This window comes from Providencia hangzhouensis (genome assembly GCF_029193595.2).
In the GTDB taxonomy this organism is placed as follows: Bacteria; Pseudomonadota; Gammaproteobacteria; order Enterobacterales; family Enterobacteriaceae; genus Providencia; species Providencia hangzhouensis.
In genome coordinates, this window is sequence record NZ_CP135052.1 from 41,150 (window position 1) to 64,946 (window position 23,797).

General features: G+C 40.8%; 23 protein-coding genes. 6 read left to right on the top strand and 17 right to left on the bottom strand.

All coding sequences use genetic code 11. From position 1 onward, the window contains the following. The first annotated feature begins 2 nt into the window (after positions 1–2). The 4 genes from PZ638_RS00140 to PZ638_RS00155 are packed head-to-tail and all read left to right on the top strand — an operon-like array spanning position 3 to position 3,941. On the top strand, positions 3–1,166 hold the full coding sequence (locus PZ638_RS00140; RefSeq protein ID WP_144141674.1) for an NAD/NADP octopine/nopaline dehydrogenase family protein: 1,164 nt from the start codon (positions 3–5) through the stop codon (positions 1,164–1,166). A 2-nt stretch (positions 1,167–1,168) separates the two neighbouring features. Next, a complete protein-coding gene (locus tag PZ638_RS00145) occupies positions 1,169–2,380 on the top strand; it encodes an MFS transporter (protein ID WP_144141676.1) in 1,212 nt (403 codons plus the stop codon). Then, positions 2,364–3,509, top strand: coding sequence for an ABC transporter substrate-binding protein (locus tag PZ638_RS00150; RefSeq protein WP_094962004.1), 1,146 nt, complete (start codon positions 2,364–2,366; stop codon positions 3,507–3,509). The genes PZ638_RS00145 and PZ638_RS00150 overlap by 17 nt, the downstream gene beginning before the upstream one ends. Positions 3,510–3,530: 21 nt before the next feature. Continuing rightward, complete coding sequence (locus PZ638_RS00155) at positions 3,531–3,941, top strand: ParB N-terminal domain-containing protein (RefSeq protein WP_094962005.1); 411 nt, start codon at positions 3,531–3,533, stop codon at positions 3,939–3,941. Between the two features lie 68 nt (positions 3,942–4,009). Here PZ638_RS00155 and glmS read toward each other — a convergent pair whose 3' ends face one another. The 15 genes from glmS to asnC form a co-directional block, all read right to left on the bottom strand. Continuing rightward, entirely contained in the window at positions 4,010–5,842 is a 1,833-nt protein-coding gene (glmS, locus tag PZ638_RS00160) for a glutamine--fructose-6-phosphate transaminase (isomerizing) (protein ID WP_094962006.1), read from the bottom strand. A gap of 207 nt (positions 5,843–6,049) precedes the next feature. Next, a complete protein-coding gene (gene glmU, locus PZ638_RS00165; protein WP_094962007.1) occupies positions 6,050–7,420 on the bottom strand; it encodes a bifunctional UDP-N-acetylglucosamine diphosphorylase/glucosamine-1-phosphate N-acetyltransferase GlmU in 1,371 nt (456 codons plus the stop codon). 126 nt (positions 7,421–7,546) lie between these two features. Further along, positions 7,547–7,972: a F0F1 ATP synthase subunit epsilon gene (locus PZ638_RS00170; RefSeq protein WP_094962008.1), complete on the bottom strand. Its 426-nt coding sequence runs from the start codon at positions 7,970–7,972 to the stop codon at positions 7,547–7,549. A 21-nt stretch (positions 7,973–7,993) separates the two neighbouring features. Beyond that, positions 7,994–9,376 (bottom strand): F0F1 ATP synthase subunit beta, encoded by a 1,383-nt coding sequence (gene atpD, locus PZ638_RS00175; protein ID WP_004906293.1) that lies wholly within the window; start codon positions 9,374–9,376, stop codon positions 7,994–7,996. A gap of 34 nt (positions 9,377–9,410) precedes the next feature. Further along, positions 9,411–10,274 carry a F0F1 ATP synthase subunit gamma gene (gene atpG / locus PZ638_RS00180; protein ID WP_004906295.1) on the bottom strand — a complete coding sequence of 288 codons (864 nt, stop codon included), beginning with the start codon at positions 10,272–10,274 and terminating at the stop codon, positions 9,411–9,413. A gap of 51 nt (positions 10,275–10,325) precedes the next feature. Beyond that, positions 10,326–11,867: a F0F1 ATP synthase subunit alpha gene (atpA, locus tag PZ638_RS00185; RefSeq protein ID WP_004906297.1), complete on the bottom strand. Its 1,542-nt coding sequence runs from the start codon at positions 11,865–11,867 to the stop codon at positions 10,326–10,328. A 14-nt stretch (positions 11,868–11,881) separates the two neighbouring features. Further along, positions 11,882–12,415, bottom strand: coding sequence for a F0F1 ATP synthase subunit delta (gene atpH / locus PZ638_RS00190; RefSeq protein ID WP_004906300.1), 534 nt, complete (start codon positions 12,413–12,415; stop codon positions 11,882–11,884). Positions 12,416–12,427: 12 nt separating this feature from the next. Beyond that, positions 12,428–12,898, bottom strand: coding sequence for a F0F1 ATP synthase subunit B (gene atpF / locus PZ638_RS00195; RefSeq protein ID WP_004906301.1), 471 nt, complete (start codon positions 12,896–12,898; stop codon positions 12,428–12,430). A gap of 58 nt (positions 12,899–12,956) precedes the next feature. Beyond that, positions 12,957–13,196, bottom strand: coding sequence for a F0F1 ATP synthase subunit C (gene atpE / locus PZ638_RS00200; RefSeq protein WP_004093904.1), 240 nt, complete (start codon positions 13,194–13,196; stop codon positions 12,957–12,959). A 48-nt stretch (positions 13,197–13,244) separates the two neighbouring features. Continuing rightward, positions 13,245–14,063, bottom strand: a complete 819-nt coding sequence (atpB, locus tag PZ638_RS00205; protein ID WP_004906316.1) for a F0F1 ATP synthase subunit A — start codon at positions 14,061–14,063, stop codon at positions 13,245–13,247. A gap of 33 nt (positions 14,064–14,096) precedes the next feature. Then, on the bottom strand, positions 14,097–14,474 hold the full coding sequence (gene atpI / locus PZ638_RS00210) for a F0F1 ATP synthase subunit I (RefSeq protein ID WP_004906317.1): 378 nt from the start codon (positions 14,472–14,474) through the stop codon (positions 14,097–14,099). 601 nt (positions 14,475–15,075) lie between these two features. After that, a complete protein-coding gene (rsmG, locus tag PZ638_RS00215; RefSeq protein ID WP_004906320.1) occupies positions 15,076–15,696 on the bottom strand; it encodes a 16S rRNA (guanine(527)-N(7))-methyltransferase RsmG in 621 nt (206 codons plus the stop codon). A 1-nt stretch (position 15,697) separates the two neighbouring features. Beyond that, the gene (mnmG, locus tag PZ638_RS00220) at positions 15,698–17,587 is read right to left on the bottom strand and encodes a tRNA uridine-5-carboxymethylaminomethyl(34) synthesis enzyme MnmG (RefSeq protein WP_004906322.1); all 1,890 of its coding nucleotides are present in this window, start codon (positions 17,585–17,587) and stop codon (positions 15,698–15,700) included. A gap of 377 nt (positions 17,588–17,964) precedes the next feature. Beyond that, positions 17,965–18,405, bottom strand: a complete 441-nt coding sequence (gene mioC / locus PZ638_RS00225; protein ID WP_094962009.1) for an FMN-binding protein MioC — start codon at positions 18,403–18,405, stop codon at positions 17,965–17,967. Between the two features lie 91 nt (positions 18,406–18,496). Continuing rightward, positions 18,497–18,958 (bottom strand): transcriptional regulator AsnC, encoded by a 462-nt coding sequence (gene asnC, locus PZ638_RS00230; RefSeq protein WP_094962010.1) that lies wholly within the window; start codon positions 18,956–18,958, stop codon positions 18,497–18,499. Positions 18,959–19,119: 161 nt separating this feature from the next. On the opposite strand from asnC, the gene asnA reads away from it, so the two are divergent. After that, a complete protein-coding gene (gene asnA / locus PZ638_RS00235) occupies positions 19,120–20,112 on the top strand; it encodes an aspartate--ammonia ligase (RefSeq protein WP_004906329.1) in 993 nt (330 codons plus the stop codon). Here the strand turns inward: asnA and viaA are convergent, their stop codons facing one another. Further along, complete coding sequence (viaA, locus tag PZ638_RS00240) at positions 20,113–21,570, bottom strand: ATPase RavA stimulator ViaA (RefSeq protein WP_094962011.1); 1,458 nt, start codon at positions 21,568–21,570, stop codon at positions 20,113–20,115. A 2-nt stretch (positions 21,571–21,572) separates the two neighbouring features. Next, on the bottom strand, positions 21,573–23,090 hold the full coding sequence (gene ravA / locus PZ638_RS00245) for an ATPase RavA (protein ID WP_206277736.1): 1,518 nt from the start codon (positions 23,088–23,090) through the stop codon (positions 21,573–21,575). A gap of 280 nt (positions 23,091–23,370) precedes the next feature. On the opposite strand from ravA, the gene rbsD reads away from it, so the two are divergent. Continuing rightward, a complete protein-coding gene (gene rbsD, locus PZ638_RS00250) occupies positions 23,371–23,790 on the top strand; it encodes a D-ribose pyranase (RefSeq protein WP_144141626.1) in 420 nt (139 codons plus the stop codon). Positions 23,791–23,797: the final 7 nt, after the last annotated feature.

Sequence of the window (23,797 nt, forward strand, 5' to 3'; positions counted from 1 at the left end):
TCATGTCGGAAGAAAAACATCTTAATGTTGTGATTTGCGGAGGAGGTCAAACGGGTCACCTTGCTGTAGCTTTATTTAGTCAATATCTAAATATAAAAACATCACTACTGACCCAAAATGCAACAACGGTTGAACGCCATCAACAGCAAAACAATATTCTGTCTGTTCATTACAATAATGGTGAGATAATAAACCATTCTGTTGGATTAATAACCAATTCACCACAACTGGTGATACCTGAAGCTGACATAGTCATTCTTACTGTCCCTTCCCATCATCAAGCAAGTTGGTTACGTTTTATTTCTGCTTATCTATCTTCTTCTAAAACTGTTTTTATCGGTGCTATTCCTGGAATTAATGGTTTTGACTGGCTTGCTGAACAGTTCTTTAAAAACAATCCTAATATCGTGATTTGGGGAATGAAAGATGTTCCTCATATAGCATGGGGATTAGAACCTGGGACTAAAGTCTGTTTCGGTGGAGAAAAGTCGGCACTTTTTATTGCTTTTCATCGTCGAGAAAATGAATCCAATAAAAAGCAGCTTCATAAATTGTTATCAAGGCTATATTCCGCACCTATTAGTATTCTCGATAACTATTTGGAAATTACCCTAACACCAGCAAACCCTATAATGCATAGCTCGGTAATCTACGGGCTAATCGGCCCATACGCTCAATGGCATAATGACTATTTTGAGTCACCTATCTGCTGGTGGAATGATTGTACCGAGCTTAGCGCCTATTATTTACAGCGTTGTGATGAAGAACGACTCTCTATTTGCCGACACTTAATAGACAACTTAGGTATTCCTTTAGTCACAGTAAAGTCCTTAATTGATGAATTACGCGAAGTTTATCCTAAACAAATTAGTGATACAAAAACCCTTTGGTCAATACTTCGTACCAATGAGGCTTACCATGGTATCCAATTACCATTAATAAAACATAAGCAAAGTGGCTGGTCTTTTAATAAACAACATCGAGTATTTCAGGAAGATATTGTTTATGGGCTAAGTTTACTCGTTCATTTAGGTGAGCATCTCAATATTCCACTCCCTTATACGAATGAAATATACACTTGGTGCATGGGGTATCTAGGACTAGACCCTAACATTCCGCATCCTGCCTTCAGCGAGCTAAATCTAACTCAATATCAGGTAAGTTAACCGTGAATTTACTGAAAAGCCATCTGATTATTGGTTTCTTATTTGGTATCCAAATTGTTTCAATGGGAGCGATGGAAATGAGTGGGCCATTTTGGCCTATTCATTTACAACATAATAGCTCGGGTTGGCTACTGTCTTTTTCTTTGACAATGGTTTATGTCGCCCCTATGACTGGTGTCATGTTAACCAGTACATTTTGGGGAAGAATGGGTGATCGAATGGGTAATAAAGCAATGATGATCCGTGCATTGCTTGGCTTAGCAATTACCCAAATTTTATTATCATTTTGTAACGACCCTTGGCTAATTTTATTACTGAGAACTGTGCAAGGAGCTTGCGCAGGGTATATTGCTCCAGCTCAAGCTTATGGCGTTTCAGTCACCGATCCTAAAAAGCGAACACAGCTTTTTGCCTTCCTACAAGTATCTACAAATATCGGATCTTTACTGGGGGCACTTTGTGGTGGGTTAATCTTAGATTATCTCAATTTCTTTTGGATCAATATAATTGCGGGGCTACTCTGTGGTGTTTGCGCAGTCACTGTATTTGTTTTCTTACCTTCAGATAAAAAACATCATCTAGTGATACAAGCAAAAAAAACATCTAACAACAAAAAAAAGTATCGCCCTCAACAAGTTGTGAAACACCTTATGTTATTAATGGGGCTTTTATTAATGAGTAGAATGCTCACCCTCCCCAGTTTTTCATTATACCTCAACCATTCCTACTCAATAGATTTCTGGGTTATTGGGTTAATTTATGGTCTACAAGCAATGGGGGTTATTCTATCTGCTCAGTTATGGGCTAAATGGTTTGAACACCAATCAATAACTGTTTCATTGGTTCGCTTAAAATGGATTATCTTCACCTGTATCATTGTTGTTATCTGTCTTGCATTAACCCCTATAATTTTTTGGTTTGCCTCACTGTACTTGCTTTGGGGAGTTTTACTTGGTGCAACAACGCCAATACTCACGGCATTAATATCTTCAACTACATCCTCTGAACATCAAGGCTATGTACTTGGTCTATCACAAAGTATCAATCAATTCGCTTCTATCGGAGGAATTGCCTTAGGAAGTATATTTATTCTATTTCCTGGAATTGATTGGCTTTTTTATTATGTTTCAGCTGGTTATATCACAAGCCTAATTACAATCATTTTACTGATCAAACATTCATCCAATGAGGAATTATATGAAAGAAAAGCATAAATTATCTATCAAAATAGTATCCCTGTTATTGTTTTCTTTTACTTTGCTATTCTCTACTGCTATTTCAGCAGAGCAGATTGCTGTCACCGACATTCTAGATAGAAAGGTCAAGGTCAACGTTCCAGTGAAAAAAGTCATTTTAGGTGAAGGCCGTATGCTTTACCTAGTCGCCATGCTAGATAAAGAAAACCCTGCAAAACGTATTGTTGCAATGGGGAACGATATGCAAACCTCAGATCCTGCAACATGGCGCCAATATAGTGAGCATTTCCCTGAACTAAAAAAAATTCCAACATTTGGTGGCACAGAAAGACGTTCTTTAAACATAGAGCATGCATTAACTTTACAGCCTGATGTCATCATTATGAATATCGAAGCTAAAACCGCTATTGAAGAGCAAGGTCACGATAAAGCATTACAGAAGGCGGGGATCCCGATTATCTATGTCGATTTTCGCTTTAACCCATCAAAAAATACACCACCAACCATGCGCTTATTCGGTGCTTTATGGGGGAAAGAAAAAACAACTGAGAAATTCATTCAATTTAGAGAAAAACAGCTAAAACGAGTTAGTGATGTACTCACAAAAAATAATCCCCAAAAACCACGCATTTTTATTGAACGCATAGGTGGTTATACCGATGAGTGCTGTCTGACTTTTGGTGATGGTAACTTTGGTCGCTTTGTTTCACTTGCTGGTGGTGACAATATCGGCACAAACAATGCCCCTAACACCTTCTATATGATGAATCCTGAACAAGTGCTTGCCGCTAACCCTGATAAAGTGATTATTACCAGCGCCAACTTTTCAAAATTCATGCCTGAAGGAGATTGGATAGGCTTAGGTCCAAATGAAAACCTCAATGCGGCTAAAATAAAACTAGAAAAATACTTAAAAAAACCCGCCTATACTGGCAGTAATGCCGTTAAGAACCAACAATTTTATGCTATTTGGCATCAATTCTATAACAGCCCTTATGATTTTATTGCTATACAGCAGCTCGCACATTGGATCCACCCAGAACTATTCGCTGATTTAAATGCAGATAAAACATTTAAAACATTCTATGAAAAATTTTTATCTATTCCTTATGAACCTGGATACTTTGTAAGCTTAGATAATAAGTAATTTTTTGATAAAGGTGATGTTATGACTAACGATACCTACCATATTGAATTGAAACCAATACAATTTTTTTGCTCATCAGAAGAAACAGATGAACAGCATGTTGATTATCTTAGCCACAAAATTGCCTGTGATGGGACTTGGACAACACCAATTACATGTGAAATTCACACTGGTATTATTATGGATGGTAACCACCGCTATCAAGTGGCTAAGCAACTAAAACTATCGCTGTTACCTTGTATATTACTGAGTTATCAAGATAATCGAGTCAAAGTCAACTATCAAAACTCAGACCAACCTTATGATGTGAAAAATATTTTTGAAGTTATTTTATATCAAAATAAGCTATTGCCTTATAAAACTACAAAACATCATTTTTCGCCATTATTACCAACAGTTAATTTTAAATTAAGCCTATTAAAAGGCCTGTAAATATAAATAAAAATCCGATTATGCCATTAACAACATAATCGGATTTATTTATATTTCAATCAGCTGAATTACTCAACCGTCACCGACTTCGCCAAGTTACGTGGTTGGTCAACGTCTGTGCCTTTAATCAATGCAACGTGATAAGACAACAGTTGCAGAGGAACAGTGTAGAAAATTGGTGCGATCAGTTCTTCAACATGAGGTAGCGAAACAATTTTCATATTTTCACTGGCTTCAAAGCCTGCATCTTGGTCAGCGAATACATACAGCAAACCACCACGCGCACGGACTTCCTCAATGTTTGATTTCAGTTTTTCTAACAGCTCATTGTTAGGTGCAACGATGATAACAGGCATATCGGCATCAATTAACGCTAATGGGCCGTGCTTTAACTCACCCGCTGCATATGCTTCTGCGTGAATGTAAGAAATCTCTTTTAATTTCAGAGCCCCTTCAACTGCAATAGGGAACTGATCACCGCGACCTAAGAACAATGCGTGATGTTTATCTGAGAAATCTTCTGCCAATGCCTCGATAACTTTATCTTGCGATAACATGCTTTCAATACGAGCCGGTAGCGCATGTAGAGCGTGAGAAATGTTTTCTTCGAGCTCAGGATTAGCACCTTTCAAGCGGCCCATATACGCAACTAACATCAGTAAGACGGTTAACTGTGTGGTAAACGCTTTAGTCGATGCCACACCAATTTCTGCCCCTGCTTTGGTCATTAAAGCAAATTCAGATTCACGTACTAGAGAAGAGCCCGCCACGTTACACACTGCTAAAGAAGTCAGATAACCTAATTCTTTTGATAAACGCAGGGCTGCCAGTGTATCCGCAGTTTCACCTGATTGAGACAACGTAATCATCAGGCTATTTTTACGGTGAGCAGGGTTACGGTAGCGATACTCTGAAGCGATTTCCACATCACAAGGAATACCAGCCAAAGACTCAAACCAATAACGTGCAACCATTCCCGCATTGTAGGATGTCCCGCATGCGACGATTTGGATATGTTCAACTTGAGATAAAATTTCACTTGCACGAGGGCCTAACTCGCTTAAATCGATACCATTGTCTTTGTCAAAACGCCCTTCAAGGGTGTTTTTAATTGCCATTGGTTGTTCGTAAATTTCTTTTTGCATGTAATGGCGATAGACGCCTTTATCGCCTGCATCATATTGAACGTTTGATTCAATTTGCTCGCGATCGACAGCTTCACCACTTTTATCAAAAATACGAACAGTACGACGAGTGACTTCGGCAACATCCCCTTCTTCGAGGTAAATAAAGCGACGAGTCACAGGCAATAATGCTAATTGGTCTGATGCTAAGAAATTTTCACCTACACCTAAACCAATAACCAACGGGCTACCAGAACGTGCAGCAACTAATAATTCAGGAATACGGCTATCCATGATCACGGTACCGTAAGCACCGCGCAATTGTGGGATAACACGTTGAACCACTTCCACCAGCGTGCCACCTTTTTGTTGTTCATGGTGAACAAGGTGAGCAATTACTTCGGTATCAGTTTCTGAACTAAAGATATAACCGAGTTTTTTCAGCTCATCTTTCAATTCTAAATAGTTTTCAATAATGCCATTATGAACAACCGCAATGTAACCAGAGGTATGCGGATGAGCATTACGTTCACTTGGAATCCCATGAGTCGCCCAACGGGTATGTGCAATCCCCGTTCCACCCGATACCGGGTTTTTCTCCGCTTCTTCAGCTAACATTTGCACTTTGCCGACTTCACGTAAGCGTTGCAAATGCCCTTCGTGATCAACCACAGCCATACCGGCTGAATCATAACCACGATACTCAAGACGACGAAGACCTTCTAACAGAATTTCTGCAATATCACGTTGTGCAACAGCACCTACAATTCCACACATATTTTTTTGATTCCTAGACAAAAGGTTCCTTTCTTGAGAAACCTTCATTTGTCGCAACCTAATTGTTGTACAGTTTTCACTGCTCCCCAGCCTTGTAGAAAATGGGGATATTATTTTTATATTGCTACCTTGAGTAGCTATTTTAATTTTCGCGATTAATTCGCATTTATAATAGGAAAGATATTGCTACCTCTCCTCAATATTTACTTATTTTTTCTTAACTGGACGTTGCCAGTTTTTAATATGCATTTGTTTTACACGGCTAACGACAAGTTCGTCTTCATTCACATCACGTGTAACCGTCGTGCCAGCGCCTATTGTTGCACCTTTGGCAACAGAAACTGGCGCAACTAACTGAGTATCAGACCCTACAAACACATCATCACCAATAATGGTTTTATGTTTATTGGCACCATCATAATTACAAGTGATGGTACCTGCGCCAATATTCACATTATCACCAATTTGGGCATCCCCGAGGTAACTTAAATGACCCGCTTTAGAACCTAAACCTAAAGAGGCATTTTTCATTTCGACGAAATTACCGACGTGTGCTTTGGCTGCTAATTTAGCACCTGGACGTAAACGCGCAAAAGGGCCAACCGTACATTCAGCTGACAATTCAGAGTTTTCTATCACTGAATATGGGCTGATAACCGAGTTATCACCAATCACACAGTCTTTCAAAATACAGCCAGATTGAATATGTACGTTATTCCCTAATGTGACATTACCTTCAATAATCACGTTAGTATCAATAATAATATCGCGACCATGAGTCAGCGTTCCGCGCAAATCAAAACGTGCAGGGTCAATCAACATCACGCCGGCTAATAACAGTTTTTCCGCTTGTTCTTTCTGATAAACTCTTTCTAACGCCGCTAGTTGTAGGCGGTTATTCACGCCTTCCATCTCACTTAAATGTTTAGGATGAACGGTTGCAATTTTATTACCTTCTTTATGTGCTAATGCAATAATATCAGTAATATAATATTCGCCTTGTGCGTTATCGTTGTTCAGTTGTGCCAACCAACGTTTAAAATCTTTGCCACTAGCAACCATAATTCCTGTATTGATTTCTTGGATTTTACGTTGCTCTTCACTGGCATCTTTTTGCTCGATAATACCGACAACTTCATTATTTTCACGAATTATACGGCCATACCCTGTTGGGTTATCTAAGATAACCGTCAGTAAACCAATACCGCCTTGTGGTTTGACTTCAATCAGCCTGTCCAAGGTATCTTTAGCGATTAATGGCACGTCACCATAGAGCATGACAATATCTTCATCATCTTGGAAGCTAGGGGCAGCTTGTTGCATCGCATGGCCCGTACCGAGTTGCTCCGCCTGCAATACCCAATTGAGGTTTTGCTCACCCAGTTTTTCTTTCAGTAAATCACCGCCATGTCCGTATACCAGATGAATATCTGATGCACCAATGGATTTTGCTGTATCTATAACATGCTGAACCATTGGTTTGCCTGCAAGCAAATGCAAAACTTTAGGTAGCTCTGAATACATCCGTGTGCCTTTACCGGCAGCTAAAATCACGACACTTTTTCTTTGCACAGTCATTTTTCCTGAAACTCCAACTTAGGGATGAAAGTAAACCTATTTCCTTTATAAATTACTACATATTTCGCTCAAATAAAAAAGCCAGTTAGACTTAACCAACTGGCTTTTTTTACTATACCGCTATCATTACATTAGCTTTTTAGTTAACTCGATGACTCGAAGTTTCGCTATTGCTTTTGCAAGTTCTGCTGATGCCTGAGCATAATCAACATCGCCGTGAGCTTTACGGACGTGTTCTTCCGCTTTGCGTTTAGATTCCACTGCACGAGCTTCGTCTAAATCTTTACCACGGATCGCTGTATCAGCGAGTACGATAACACCATTTGGTTGTACTTCTAAAATACCGCCGGAGAGGTAAATTAGCTCTTCGTCACCAAACTGTTTGGTAATACGTACCATGCCCGGTTTTATGGCAGTCAGCAGCGGGGTATGCTGTGGGTAAATCCCCAGCTCACCTTCACTACCTGTCACCTGAATTTTCTGTACCATGCCTTCAAACATTTGTTTTTCAGCACTCACTACAGTCAGGTGGTATGTCATTGCAGCTACCATATCAACCTCCTGTCAGCTGGATTAAAGCTTTTTAGCTTTTTCCACAGCTTCTTCAATGGTACCAACCATATAGAACGCTTGTTCTGGCAGGTGGTCGTAATCACCGTTCAGGATCCCACTGAAGCCACGGATAGTGTCTTTCAGAGAAACGAACTTACCTGGTGAACCGGTAAATACTTCAGCAACGAAGAATGGTTGAGACAGGAAGCGCTGGATCTTACGAGCACGAGCAACAACCAGTTTGTCTTCTTCAGACAGTTCATCCATACCCAGGATTGCAATGATATCTTTCAGTTCTTGGTAACGTTGCAGAATAGACTGAACGCCACGAGCAACATCATAGTGCTCTTGACCAACAACCAGTGGGTCAAGTTGACGGCTAGTAGAATCCAGAGGGTCAACCGCAGGGTAAATACCCAGTGATGCGATTTGACGGCTCAGAACTACCGTTGCGTCTAAGTGAGCAAAGGTGGTTGCTGGTGATGGGTCAGTCAAGTCATCCGCAGGAACGTAAACCGCTTGAACGGAAGTGATAGAACCTGTTTGAGTTGAGGTAATACGTTCTTGCAGAACACCCATCTCTTCCGCCAGCGTTGGCTGATAACCTACCGCTGAAGGCATACGGCCTAACAGTGCTGATACTTCAGTACCTGCCAGTGTATAACGATAGATGTTGTCAACGAACAGCAGTACGTCACGACCTTCGTCACGGAATTTTTCAGCCATAGTCAGACCAGTCAACGCAACGCGCAGACGGTTTCCTGGTGGCTCGTTCATCTGGCCATAAACCAGTGATACTTTATCCAAAACGTTTGAGTCGGTCATTTCATGATAGAAGTCGTTCCCTTCACGAGTACGCTCACCAACACCAGCGAATACTGAGTAACCTGAGTGCTCAATCGCGATGTTACGGATCAGTTCCATCATGTTTACTGTTTTACCAACACCCGCACCACCGAACAGACCAACTTTACCACCTTTCGCGAATGGACAGATTAAGTCCATTACTTTGATACCGGTTTCCAGCAGTTCTGTTGAGTTAGCTAATTCTTCATAGCTAGGTGCAGCACGGTGAATTGACCAGCGCTCTTCTTCGCCGATATCACCTTTCATATCAATAGGTTGACCCAGAACATTCATGATACGTCCTAAAGTTGCTTTACCTACTGGTACTTCAATTGGGTGCTCTAAGTTTACAACTTCTAAACCACGGCTCAGACCATCTGATGTACCCATTGCGATACAACGGACAACACCACCGCCTAACTGTTGCTGAACTTCCAACACCAGTTTTTCTTTACCGTTAACAACCTCAAGAGCGTCGTACACTTTTGGTACGTCATCTTGAGGGAACTCGACGTCCACAACGGCGCCGATTACCTGGATAATCTTTCCAGTAGCCATCTTGAATCCTCTACGTAATTCGTAAACCTAGCTGTTAAACCGCGGAAGCACCCGAAACGATTTCGGTAAGCTCCTGAGTAATGCTGGCCTGACGAGCTTTGTTGTAAACCAACTGTAACTCTTTGATCAGGTTTCCACCATTATCAGTAGCGGCTTTCATCGCTACCATTCGTGCGGCCTGCTCACTAGCCAGGTTTTCAACGACGCCCTGATAAACCTGCGACTCGATATAACGACGTAGCAGGGTATCCAGCAACGCCTTAGGATCGGGTTCGTAAATGTAATCCCAAGACTTCTTCTTCAGTGTTTCATCATCACTTGCAGGCAATGGTAACAATTGAAGAATAGTTGGCTCCTGAGACATTGTATTGATGAACTTATTCGTCACCACATACAGTTTATCCAAACGCCCTTCATCATAGGCTTGTAGCATAGTGTTAACTGGACCAATCAAGTCCGAAAGCGTTGGGTTATCCCCCATTCCGGTAACTTGAGTCACGACATTGCCGCCCACAGACCCGAAGAATGATACCGCTTTAGAACCGATTAAAGCCAAATCAACCTGAACGTTTTTCTCAGACCATAACTTCATATCTGCTAACAGTTTTTTGAACAAGTTAATGTTCAAGCCACCACACAGACCACGGTCTGTTGAAACAACCAGATACCCGACACGCTTAACTTCGCGCTCTTCGAGATATGGGTGTTTATATTCCAGATTACCTAACGCTAGGTGACCAATCACACTGCGCATGGTTTCTGCATAAGGACGGCTGGCCGCCATGCGTTCCTGCGTTTTACGCATTTTGGACGCAGCGACCATTTCCATCGCTTTAGTGATCTTTTGTGTATTTTGTACACTTCCGATCTTGGAACGTATCTCTTTTGCGCCGGCCATTTCTGCTTCTCCTTATTAACCAGACGGCCCTAAGAACTGGGCCGAATAGTATTACCAGGACTGAGTTGCTTTAAATGATTCGAGCAGTTTTTTCAACTTGCCTTCGATATCATCGTTATAGCTACCAGCCGGGCCAATTTCGTTCATAAGGTCAGCATGCTCGCGCTGTGCAAAAGAAACTAAAGCAGCTTCAAACGCACCAATTTTCGCTAACTCAACATCATCCAAGAACCCACGTTCTGCCGCGAACAGAGACAGTGCCTGCTCTGCTACTGACATCGGTGCGTACTGTTTCTGTTTCAGCAGTTCAGTTACTTTCTGACCATGACTTAACTGTTTACGAGTCGCGTCATCGAGGTCGGAAGCAAACTGAGCAAACGCTGCCAGTTCACGATACTGAGCAAGTGCGGTACGGATACCACCAGACAGTTTCTTGATAATTTTAGTCTGAGCAGCACCACCAACACGAGATACTGAAATACCTGGGTTAACCGCTGGACGAATACCAGAGTTAAACAGGTTAGATTCCAGGAAGATCTGACCATCTGTAATCGAAATTACGTTTGTTGGTACGAATGCAGAAACGTCACCAGCTTGGGTTTCAATGATAGGCAGAGCTGTCAATGAACCTGTTTTGCCTTTAACTTCACCTTTAGTAAAGTTTTCTACGTATTCAGCGTTAACGCGAGCAGCACGCTCAAGTAAACGTGAGTGCAGATAGAAAACGTCACCTGGGTAAGCTTCACGTCCTGGTGGACGACGCAGCAACAGTGAGATTTGACGATATGCAACAGCCTGTTTAGACAGGTCATCGTATACGATCAGTGCATCTTCACCGCGGTCACGGAAATATTCACCCATCGCGCAACCAGCATATGGTGCTAAGTATTGCAGAGCAGCTGATTCAGATGCTGTAGCAACAACAACGATAGTATTTTGCAGTGCGCCGTGCTCTTCCAGTTTACGAACTACGTTAGAAACGGTAGACGCTTTCTGGCCGATAGCTACGTACACACATTTGATGCCTGAGTCGCGTTGGTTGATGATTGCATCGATAGCCAAAGCAGTTTTACCTGTTTGACGGTCACCGATAACAAGCTCACGCTGACCACGACCGATTGGAATCATGGCATCGACTGATTTATAACCAGTTTGAACTGGTTGATCAACAGATTGACGGTCGATAACACCTGGAGCAATAACTTCTACAGGAGAGAAGCCATCGTTATCAACAGGACCTTTACCATCAATTGGTTGACCCAGTGTATTCACAACACGTCCTAGCAGGCCACGGCCTACTGGAACTTCAAGAATACGACCAGTACATTTAACTTTCATGCCTTCTGCCAAGTCGGCATAAGGACCCATGACGACCGCACCAACAGAGTCACGCTCTAAGTTCAGTGCGATAGCGTAACGGTTGCCAGGCAGCGCGATCATTTCACCCTGCATGACTTCGGCTAAACCGTGAATACGAATAATACCGTCATTAACGGATACAATCGTACCTTCATTGTGAGCTTCACTCACAACATCGAACTGAGCAATACGCTGTTTGATCAGTTCGCTGATTTCGGTGGAATTCAGTTGCATATGCTCCAGTCCCCTTAAGACTGCAAGACGTCAGTTAAACGCTCTAAGCGACCGCGGATACTCCCGTCAATAACGAGGTCTCCAGCACGAATGATCACTCCAGCAATAACAGACTTATCAATTTTGCAATTCAGCTTAACTTTGCGTGACAGACGTTTTTCCATCGCTGCAGAAATTTTAGCTGACTGCTGTTCACTCAGTTCGTTGGCAGAAATTACATCAACTTCAATGGTTGATTCCAGAGAATCACGCAATTGGATAAATTGCGTTAACACTTCTGGTAGCGTCGTTAAACGCCCGTTATCCGCCATAACACGAATCAGATTCTGAACATGCTCGTCAATTTCATCTCCACAAACAGAGATAAACGTTTTAGCTAATGTTTCTGGTGCAATAGAACCAGAAAGCAGCTCTCCAACCTGTTCATTGCGCGTCACCTCAGCGGTGAAGGCTAGCATTTCCTGCCATTTAGCAACAGCTTGGTTTTCCACAGCAAAGTCAAAAGCTGCTTTGGCGTAGGGGCGAGCTACAGTAGCAATTTCAGACATGCCCCTCCCTCCTTACAGTTCAGCGACTAGTTTATCAACGATGTCGCTGTTAGCAGCTTCATCCACGGAACGTTCGATGATCTTCTCGGCACCTGCGATAGCAAGCATCGCAACCTGTTTACGTAACTCTTCACGTGCACGTTTGCGCTCAGCATCAATTTCAGCTTGCGCTTGCGCGACGATTTTTGCACGTTCTGCTTCCGCTTCTGCTTTTGCTTCATCAATCATTTGAACGCGCTGTTTATTAGCTTGTTCAATGATGACTTGTGCTTCAGCTTTCGCTTTTTTCAGTCGGTCGGTTGCGTCGGTTTGCGCCAGTTCCAGGTTCTTTTTAGCACGTTCTGCGGAAGATAAACCGTCAGCAATTTCTTTTTGACGTTTTTCAATGGCCGCCATAATCGGTGGCCATACATACTTCATACAGAACCAAACAAACAGGACAAACGCGATAGCCTGGCCGAGGATTGTTGCATTTAGATTCACAGACAATACCTCATATTCATTAGTGAATTAATGTTCTTACAGTGTTCCGTAACGTTAATTAAGCAACAGCGAACATTACATACAAGCCCAGACCAACAGCAATCATCGGAATAGCATCGACCAGACCCATTACGATAAAGAACTGTGTACGCAGCAGAGGAATTAAATCTGGCTGACGAGCAGCACCTTCTAAAAATTTACCACCTAGGATGCCGATACCGATCGCAGCACCGATCGCCGCTAAGCCCATCATCACAGCGGCAGCCATGTACAGCAGATCCATACTCAGGTTTTCCATGACAGTCTCCAGTTTGTTTCAGTTAATACAATTATTGATAAAATTAAATTAGTGTTCTTCAGATGCCATCGACAGATAAACAACCGTCAGAACCATAAAAATAAAGGCTTGTAGCGTAATAATCAGTATGTGGAAGATAGCCCAAGGTAGGCTTAACAACCACTGTGACCACCACGGAAGCAGAGCCGCGATAAGAATAAAGATCAATTCACCTGCATACATGTTACCAAACAGTCGCAGACCGAGTGATACAGGTTTTGACAGCAGGCTTACCCCTTCAAGAATCAAGTTGACTGGAATGAAGACAGGATGGTTAAAAGGCTGCATTGTGAGCTCTTTTGTAAATCCGCCAATTCCTTTCATTTTGATGCTGTAGAAGAGGATTAGGATAAACACACCAATAGCCATCGATAATGTGACACTAACATCTGCGGTTGGTACTGCACGTAATGCAGGTAACCCGAGATAATGCTCAGCAATATACGGAAGGAAATCAATTGGGAGTAAATCCATTAGGTTCATTAAGAATACCCAGACGAACACAGTTAATGCTAAAGGAGCAATAACTTTGCTCTTGCCGTGATACATATCACGGACTGAGTTATCAACGAAACCAATGATCAGTTCTATTGCAGTCTGTAACTTACCGGGTACGCCACTAGTCGCATTGGCTGCAACTCTTCTAAATAGCCACAGGAACAGAGCCCCGAGAACTACCGAGAAAAAAAGCGAGTCAATGTTCAACGTCCAAAATGTTGGACTAGCGTGGGGATCGACCAACTTAAAGGTACTCAGGTCCAACTGAAGGTTTTTCAGATGGTGGCCTATGTAATCCTCTGTAGTCATCACTTCTCCTGATGCAGACATGATGCCTCTTACCCTTTTGTAGTTTAAAAATACTTACCGTTTAAAAACGGCTGGTGCAACAATCTGAACAATTAGCACCGCTAAATAGGTCAAACCCAGTGGTGTTAATGACGCTTTGAACACACCGAAAGCAACAACTAAGACAGCGATAGTTGTAACAACCTTTAGCCCTGCTCCTAATGCTAAGAACCAGGCAATGCGGACAGGTTCATCCTCTCCTTTTGCTTTCTGAAATTGTGCTAGCAGCATAAATACGATATTTGGTAACCAGCATGCTAACCCACCAGCAAGAGCAGAGGCCCCCCATTCTATACTATTTGCACAGAAAGCCCCACTGAGGATCACTAAAGTTATAAACTGAACAGACAACTGCTTTGCAGCGTGTTTGTTGTCATAAAGGGATACAGACATAACTTTTTGTTTACTCCCAGCTCTTCTCAGCCTCAGAAACGCTAAGTGTTGTATAAAACTGCCTTTGCGTAAATGTGTCAAGAGACAAAAACGTGCAAATTATACGGGCAGGCGAAATGAATTCAATCAGTAAGTAGCGAAAAGGTGAATAAATATTTAATTTTTTCGAGTTGGCGCAGAATTGTCGCTGTAATAATTAATAAATAGTTAATGAATTGCTGCATATATTCACATTAATGTGATAAATATCACATTTGACTTTATCCTCTTTATTTATTCTTTCAACTTTACTGACAACAAAAAATAGATTTAATCTGTAAATCAAACAATTAAAGAATTAGTTTTTTAAGTTAAATTTAAACGTGATAAATCAAATATTTCACTGTTAACTATTTACCTAGCTAAATCGATTAAGTAAAAATTGCCAATTAGCCAGCATTTTTTCTATCAACACTTTATTTTTGAAACTTATTCGTTATTTACATGTAAATAACACGTGAAATATAAGTATTTATTCTTTAGCTAAAAATAAAAATAGCCGGTGCTTTTTAACACACCGACTATCGCTCTAAAAGACAAAATATTTTGACAGAAAGCAACTTTATTTTATAGAAACTTTAACTAAATGGCGCTGCTCATCAAGTTCAGGTACTTCAAGCTCTGTAATAGATTCAATCACAAAACCTTCTGGTAGCACCATTTCATCATCACGAATGACACCTTTAAGTGCATAAAAGCGCCCTTCAGATGAAGGTAAATGATGGCACCAACCCAACATATCATTCAGTGAAGCAAATGCGCGGCTAATCACACCATCAAAACCATTTTCAATCCGATATTCTTCAACACGTGATTGAACAGGCTCAATATTAGTTAGCCCTAACTCATGTTGAACCTGTTTTAGAAAGCGTATGCGCTTCCCTAAGCTGTCCAATAAAACAAAATGGGAATCAGGTCGAACAATCGCTAAAGGAACACCAGGCAAACCAGGACCTGTTCCTACATCAATAAATTTTGTTCCGTTGAGTTGACCGTTCACCACTATGCTATCCATGATATGACGGATTAACATCTGCTGTGGGTCACGTACCGATGTCAGGTTATAGGCTTTATTCCATTTCGCTAATAACCCAACATAATCAACTAACTGCTGTTTTTGCTTTTCCGTTAAGTCGATATCGGTTTTTACTAGCAATTGATTAAGTTTCGATAATAAATCCACGTTAAGCGCTCCGGCGTAGCATGCCTTGTTTTTTCAGCCAAACAAGTAAAATAGAGATTGCAGCAGGCGTGATCCCTGAAATTCGTGATGCTTGACCAATAGATGTTGGTTTATGATCGTTTAGTTTCGCCATCACTTCGTTAGACAACCCTTTGACTTGTTTGTAATCAAGGTCAACAGGCAACAAGGTATTTTCATTACGCAGTTGTCTTTCAATTTCTTCTTTTTGACGAGCAATATACCCTTCGTATTTAACTTGGATTTCCACTTGATCCGCAGCTTGAGGATCATCAATACCCGGTGCAAAAAGGTTGAGTGAAGTTAACATTTTATACGTCATTTCTGGGCGACGGAGTAAATCTTCCCCATTTGCTTCTTTAGATAATGGAACGGTTAAAATTCCATCTATTTCTGTGTGGTTATCCGATTTAGGATGAACCCAGATATCTTTTAAGCGCTGACGCTCTTTTTCAATCAATTCGACTTTGTTATTAAAATGCGCCCAGCGAACATCATCAACTAAACCTAACTCTCGGCCTTTTTCTGTCAGACGTAAATCTGCATTGTCTTCACGAAGCATCAAACGGTATTCAGCACGTGAGGTAAACATACGGTAAGGTTCTTTTGTCCCTAAAGTACAAAGGTCGTCAACGAGAACACCAATATAAGCTTGGTCACGACGAGGGAACCAACCTTCTAAACCAAAGGCATGTTGTGCAGCATTAAGGCCGGCTAGTAGTCCTTGAGCCCCTGCTTCTTCATAACCTGTTGTACCGTTAATTTGGCCAGCAAAAAATAAGCCATCAATAAATTTACTTTCAAGCGTTTGTTTTAGATCTCTAGGGTCAAAGAAATCATATTCAATAGCATAACCAGGGCGGATGATCCTTGCATTTTCCATTCCTTTCATGGAATGAACAATTTGCATTTGAACATCAAATGGTAAGCTGGTGGATATCCCGTTAGGGTAAATTTCATTGCTTGTTAAGCCTTCTGGCTCTAAGAAGATCTGATGTGAGTCTTTATCGGCAAAACGCATAACTTTATCTTCGATCGAAGGGCAATAACGTGGGCCGATCCCTTCAATAACCCCTGCATACATAGGGCTACGATCCAAGTTATTTCTGATCACTTCATGGGTTTTTTCATTGGTATAGGTGATATGACAAGGCATCTGCTGTGGATGTTGATCTTGTGAACCTAAAAATGAAAATACCGGCATTGGATCATCACCTAGCTGTTGAGCTAACTGACTGAAATCAATAGTTCTTGCATCAATACGTGGTGGCGTTCCTGTTTTTAAACGATTAACACGTAAAGGCAATTCTCTCAAACGTTGAGAAAGTGAAATTGAAGGGGGATCACCTGCACGACCACCACTGTAATTTTCTAAACCTATATGAATTTTGCCATCAAGGAAAGTACCAACGGTTAATACTACAGCTTTGGCTTTAAATTTTAAGCCCATGCGAGTAATAGCCCCTGTAACTCGATTGTTTTCAACAATTAAGTCTTCTACAGGTTGTTGAAAAATCATCAAATTTGGCTGATTTTCTAAAGCCATTCTAACAGCTTGGCGATAAAGAACACGGTCAGCTTGTGCTCGGGTTGCACGAACTGCAGGCCCTTTGCTGGCATTTAATGTTCTAAATTGAATACCTGCTTTGTCTGTTGCTGTGGCCATTAGACCACCAAGGGCATCAATTTCTCTAACCAGATGCCCCTTACCGATCCCACCGATGGCTGGGTTGCAAGACATCTGGCCCAATGTATCAATATTGTGAGTCAGTAATAGGGTTTGACGCCCCATACGTGCAGCTGCCATTGCTGCTTCAGTACCGGCATGACCACCACCAATTACGATGACGTCAAATTGCTCTGGATAAAACATGTGTGGACCTTAAACGTTAGAAAATGCGGATTGTGCATTTGAGGAGAGAATTCTACTCAAGTTTGAGGAAGAGACCAAGCTTTAGGTTTCTCCCCTATATAATATAAAGATCTTTTTATTTAAAGATCTCTTTATTAGATCTTTTATTAGGATCACTCGTTTCTGTGGATAAGTGGATTTTCACTTTAAAGATCATAAAAGTGTAAAGGATCATATACTGTGAATGATCCGTGATCCATTTGCGTATAAGCTGGGATCAAAAAGGGTACTTATACACAGGGCATGGGGAACCTAAAACTTATACTCTGGATAACTACGGGTTAATACCGGGATCTTCCCTGAGTTATCCACAGTTGATTGCTGTTATTTTAATCAAATTAGAGTTCATTTGCCCAAATTTTAACCCATTCCCCTGCGGGATCTTCGGGTATTTCGTGTTGTTGGACATCAATTTCCAAACATTCACCGATCCTTTTAGCCCCTTGCTTGGTTAACAAGTCATCTATTTTATGGATCGCACCACAAAAAGTGTCATATTCAGAGCTACCGATCCCTACCGAGCCAAATTGAACTTGGCTTAGATCAGGAGCACTTTCTTCTATTGAATCAAAAAGAGGTTGAATATTTTCAGGGAGATCACCTGCACCATGTGTTGAGCTCACCACCAGCCATATGCCTTCAAGTGTTAAGTCATCAAGCTCCGGGCCATGCTGAATTTCGGTTTCATGACCGAGTTCTTCTAAAATCTCAGCCATGTGCTCGGCAACATACTCCGCACTGCCCATTGTACTGCCACTTATTAAGGTTACTTTTGTCATGGTGATTCTCTTTCACAATAATAGGGCGCTATTGTACGCTGTGAATGAGCTGGGATCTACCTGTGGATAATGTGGTTATATCATTTTTTTTCTACGGATTGATTGTTCGTAAGATCGGGTTTTGTAAGGAGATCAGTGTTTCTGTGGATTGTATCTCATCAATGGTCTGAATTTTGTTGATAAGTACGTCTTGTAAAGAATCGATAGAACGGCACATTACTTTAATAAAAATGCTGTATTGCCCTGTTGTATAGTACACCTCGACAACTTCTTCTAAGGCATCTAATTTTTTTAGTGCGGTTGGGTAATCTTTTGCACTTTTTAAAATAATGCCAATAAAGCAGCAAACATCGAACCCTAATTGTTTTGGGTTTATATCAATACGTGTGCCTTTAATAATTCCTGCTTGTTTCATTTTTTCGACACGGACATGAATTGTCCCGGGACTAACAACGAATTTTTTGGCTAATTCAGCATACGGTATGCGTGCATTTGCCATTAATTCGTGAAGTATGTCACGATCGAGATTATCGATTTGATAATTTTCCGGCATTATTTCACCTCTATTTTAACGATTATTCATTTTTATACCTGTTTTTTTATTCAAAATAAACAGTAAAGGCTTTTTTTAATGATGGATATTGAATTTATACCTCATTTTGTTGCTTAATCTATACATCAGCTAATACAGCTAACAAATTATGGGAATAAATTATGGACAAGTCATTTATCGAACATCAGCAACAAATTAGTTTTGTGAAATCATATTTCTCACGTTTACTTGAAAAAGAATTAGGGTTAATTGAAGTTCAAGGGCCAATCCTAAGCCGCTTAGGGGATGGTACTCAAGACAACTTATCTGGCAGCGAAAAAGCCGTTCAAGTGAAAGTGAAATCAATTCCAGGTGCAACCTTTGAAGTGGTTCATTCTTTGGCTAAATGGAAACGTAAAACATTAGGGCGTTTCGGTTTTAGTAAAGGCCAAGGTCTATACACTCATATGAAAGCGTTGCGTCCGGACGAGGATCGCTTAACCCCAATCCACTCCGTCTATGTTGATCAGTGGGATTGGGAAAAAGTGATGGCAGATGAGGAACGTACACTTCCTTATCTGAAGCAGACAGTGGGTAAAATCTATAAGGCAATAAAAGAAACAGAAGCTGCCGTAAGTAAAGAATTTGGGTTGGCACCGTTCCTGCCTGACCAAATCCACTTTATTCACAGTGAAGAGTTGTTACAGCGCTACCCTGATTTAGATGCGAAAGGGCGTGAACGCGCAATCGCAAAAGAATTAGGTGCAGTATTCTTAATTGGTATCGGTGGTAAGCTATCTAGCGGTGAATCACATGATGTTCGTGCGCCAGACTACGATGACTGGACAACAAAAAATGAAGACGGTTTTTGTGGTTTGAACGGCGACATCATTGTGTGGAACCCTGTTTTACAGGACGCATTTGAGCTTTCTTCAATGGGAATTCGCGTAAGTCCTGAGTGTTTAACTCGTCAATTAAGTTTAACTGGCGATGAAAAACGTATGGAATTAGAGTGGCACCAAGCGTTAGTGAAAGGTGAAATGCCACAAACTATCGGTGGTGGTATTGGCCAGTCTCGCTTAGTTATGCTACTTCTTCAACGCCAACACATTGGCCAAGTGCAATGTGGTGTATGGGGTGCTGAAATGCAAGAATCCGTTGAAGGTATGCTGTAATTAGCGGCTAAAGCGGCGTAACAGCCTGCTTTTTAACCCAGTATCAAAACGCCAAATATGGTCAAAGATCTTCATGATACTGGGTTTCCCATAATTTGATACAGATACCGCATGGAAGCGGTATTTACCTTTCTTCTGCATAATCTTTATTTTCTGAATTAACTCATCCGGTAAACGCTGAGCAACAAAATCAGAAATCACCACGGCATCTGCATCAATCCACTGTTTTGATTCCAATTTTATTGCGGTTTCTTGCAAACAAGCCGCAAGGTCAGTCCCACCTTTAAATGTTTGATGTAAAAAACGAATACATTGCTCTAAGCCATCAATAGAAAGTAAATCGTAATGTACAATTTCTGTGGAAAATAACATCACATGGCATGAGCGGTTATCCGCCAGCGCAATTTTCATTAGCGCGAGGCAAAATGCTTTGGCGCAGCGTTCATTTAAACCGCCCATCGAACCCGATGTATCAATACATACAACAAATGGTCCTCTTGGCTGTTCTTCATTATGGTGGTGGGTAATAGGGCGCAGAACTTTTCTTTCTTGCCAGCTATCTCCTTGTAACCGATAAGTTAGAAGCTGTTTTTCGAGTAATTTTCGATAGAACTCAAATTCAATATCTTCAAGGCCTAACATAGCGAGTTCTGCAGGTAATAACCGTAAAATATCATCACTCTGATTTAAGCCATTAACTTGCTCAGGAACCGTTTCTGGCACTTTTTCCATGATAGTCATTGGTTCAAGAAAAACACTATCATCAGGAATGGATTGAGCGGATTGGCTACGGCCTAATAATTGGGCTATTTTTTCTAATTCAGGCTGCTGACGTAAAAATTCACTGTATCGGCTTAATAATTGGTCATTATAAGTGGAAGTCATGTTCACACCTTTGGTTAAATCCCACAGCCGGCCAGCAGCACGTTCATTTTCGCCAAGAATATCTTCTAAATTACCACTTAGAGCCAGTCGGCGTTGTAATTCTGCCAATAATTGTTCTTTTTCCTGTTCTAGTAGCTCTTTATGTAGTGTTGTAACTTGTAAAATTAAGCTAATACGCCATCTTTGAACAAACAGTGATTGCCTTGCACTGCGGTTTTCTATTTTCCCACTCTGTAGCTGATATGCCTCACGGTAAAAAGGGGAATCCAGTTGGTGAAGTTTTGCGATGACATTAGGTAATTGGATAAAAAAGGCATCTGTCGAAATCCCAAGGGACTGACGATAAAGTTCAAATTCTTCTGAAAGTTGTGCGGGAACAAGCGCATCTTGCATACGCTGTTTGAGATCCTTTTTCCAACCCGATAAATCTTTGAGTAAAGCTTTTTTTAATCGAGGATGTTTTTCAAAAAATACCGCCAATTGAGGAGTTGCTAGCAAAGATATAATTATCTCTTCAATTAATTGGCCTTCATTAACTGAAAGCAGCATTTCTAATGTGGCTAAACTCATCATCGCTATTCGGCCACTTTACCCATGATTTGGTTACGTAATTGGTTTAGCTTTTCAGTGAGCTTTATAAAACTTTGTTCAATATCCGCAAGCCAGTGTGGTTCAATAAATAAGTTGGGCTGCTGTTTTTCAAACTGATAACGCGCGGTTTGAATCTCTTCTTGAATTTTATCCAGCTTGTCTAGCCACTCTTGATTATTTGTATTTGGCGCAAGTGACGAGGTTTTATCTTGAATATATAAAGTAGATGATTGATGACTTACATCTAATAACTGTATCTGGTTTAAATTATTTACCTCAGCAGCAATGTCTTGCGCAAAACCAATCCCATTTAGATGAGCGGACAGTGTCGTTCCTTTATTTAAGAAGGTTATTAGTGACTTTTTATCAGTTGTTACAAAGGTAACTTTCATATTATGCAGTTGCAGTGGGCGATGTAAAAACAGCGTAATTCGGCCGTCACTGATATTTTCAGGCAATACATAAGATGCCTTACGAGCAAACATTGCATTGTTTTTATTGACTTTAAATGCATCTTGGTTGTTTTGATCTTGGGTCGATGACATCCATTGCTGATAAATTTGCTCTATTTCACGGGTTAATTTTCGCTGTTGCCAGCCATCTTCTTGTAATAATGATTGCAATAGTTGCGGTAAAGTATTCATCGATTGCATGTCATGCCAGAGACAATCTTTTAATAACACAAGATCTAGAGGAGATACGCTGTTGCGACCATTAAAGAAAGCACTTGCTTGTAATAGGTAAACCGCTTTCTTCCAGCGCCTATCAGAAACATAAAGCTGCTTCTCTGTAGCATCTAATTGTTGGCGTAATTGGTAAATCAATTCAAAACAGTGATCGGGTAGCGTAATTTTAGGAATTTCTTGTTGCCACTGTTGGTACTCTTCATCACTGATTTTTAAATGCTCTGGCATTTGAGATTCATTCAGCGATGATTTTCCTGTTAACAGTGCGCGAAAATTTTGTTTCTCTTGCACTTTATCCAGCCAAATACGTACTAGCATTCTGTCGAATAGCGCCTCGAGGCTATTATCAGCATCGGGTAATTCATTTGATGCAGTTACTAATAATCGCATAGGGATGGATTTTTCTTCATCACCATTACGGAACTTGCGCTCATTAACCGCCGTTAATAAGGTATTTAAAATGGCTGGGCCCGCTTTCCATATTTCATCAAGAAATACGACTTCAGCGTCTGGTAAATAACCTTTGGTTAAACGTTCATATCGTCCTTCATCTTTTAGCGCCTGTATTGAAAGAGGACCAAAGATTTCTTCCGGTGTTGAAAATCGCGTCATTAAGTATTCAAAAGCGTTTGCGTGACGAAAAGCATATTTCATTCTTCGTGCAATTAAGCTTTTGGCAATACCTGGAGGGCCTAATAGAAATACGCTTTCACCGCTTAATGTGGCTAATAAGCACAAACGAATAGCTTGCTGGCGTTCATATAAACCGCTTTCAAGGTAATTGCTTAATTGGGCTATTCGTTCAGCAAGCTGCATATTCATTCCTTTTATTATAGAAGCGTTGATATTAAAACTATCAATTTCTTTTATTACATACTGCGACCTATTTTTCCATTTTTCTTTGATATGCCCCAAGAAATCAGAAAAAACGATTCAGCTATAAGTGATTCAATAAGTTATTGTTTTTAAACTTTCTCAACACGAACGAAACGTTTCGATATTGATCACAAATATTAATCATCAATATTGAGTTGTGACTTATCTTTACTATTATTACATGAGCGAAACGTTTCGCTTACTGGAATGGCGGTGAAAAATGAAAAAGGGTGTTTTACTTAATGCCAACGTTACCTCTGTAATCGCAAGATTAGGTCATACAGACCAAATAACGCTTTCTGATGCAGGTTTACCCATTTATCAAGGAACGGAACGTATTGATTTAGCCATTACGCAAGGCTTACCAGATTTCATGTCAGTTTTAAGTGTCATCACCCAAGAGATGCAAGTTGAAAAAGTCATTCTAGCAGAGGAAATCAGCACCATTAACCCACAAATGGAAGCTGCTATTTTGGCTCACTTACAACAGTTAGAAGTCACTCAAAACAATACGATTGAAATTATTTATTGCAGTCATGAACGTTTTAAACAACTGACTCATGACAGTAAAGCGGTGATCCGAACAGGGGAATGTTCACCGTTCGCTAACGTTATTCTTTGTTCTGGTGTGACTTTCTGAGGTGACT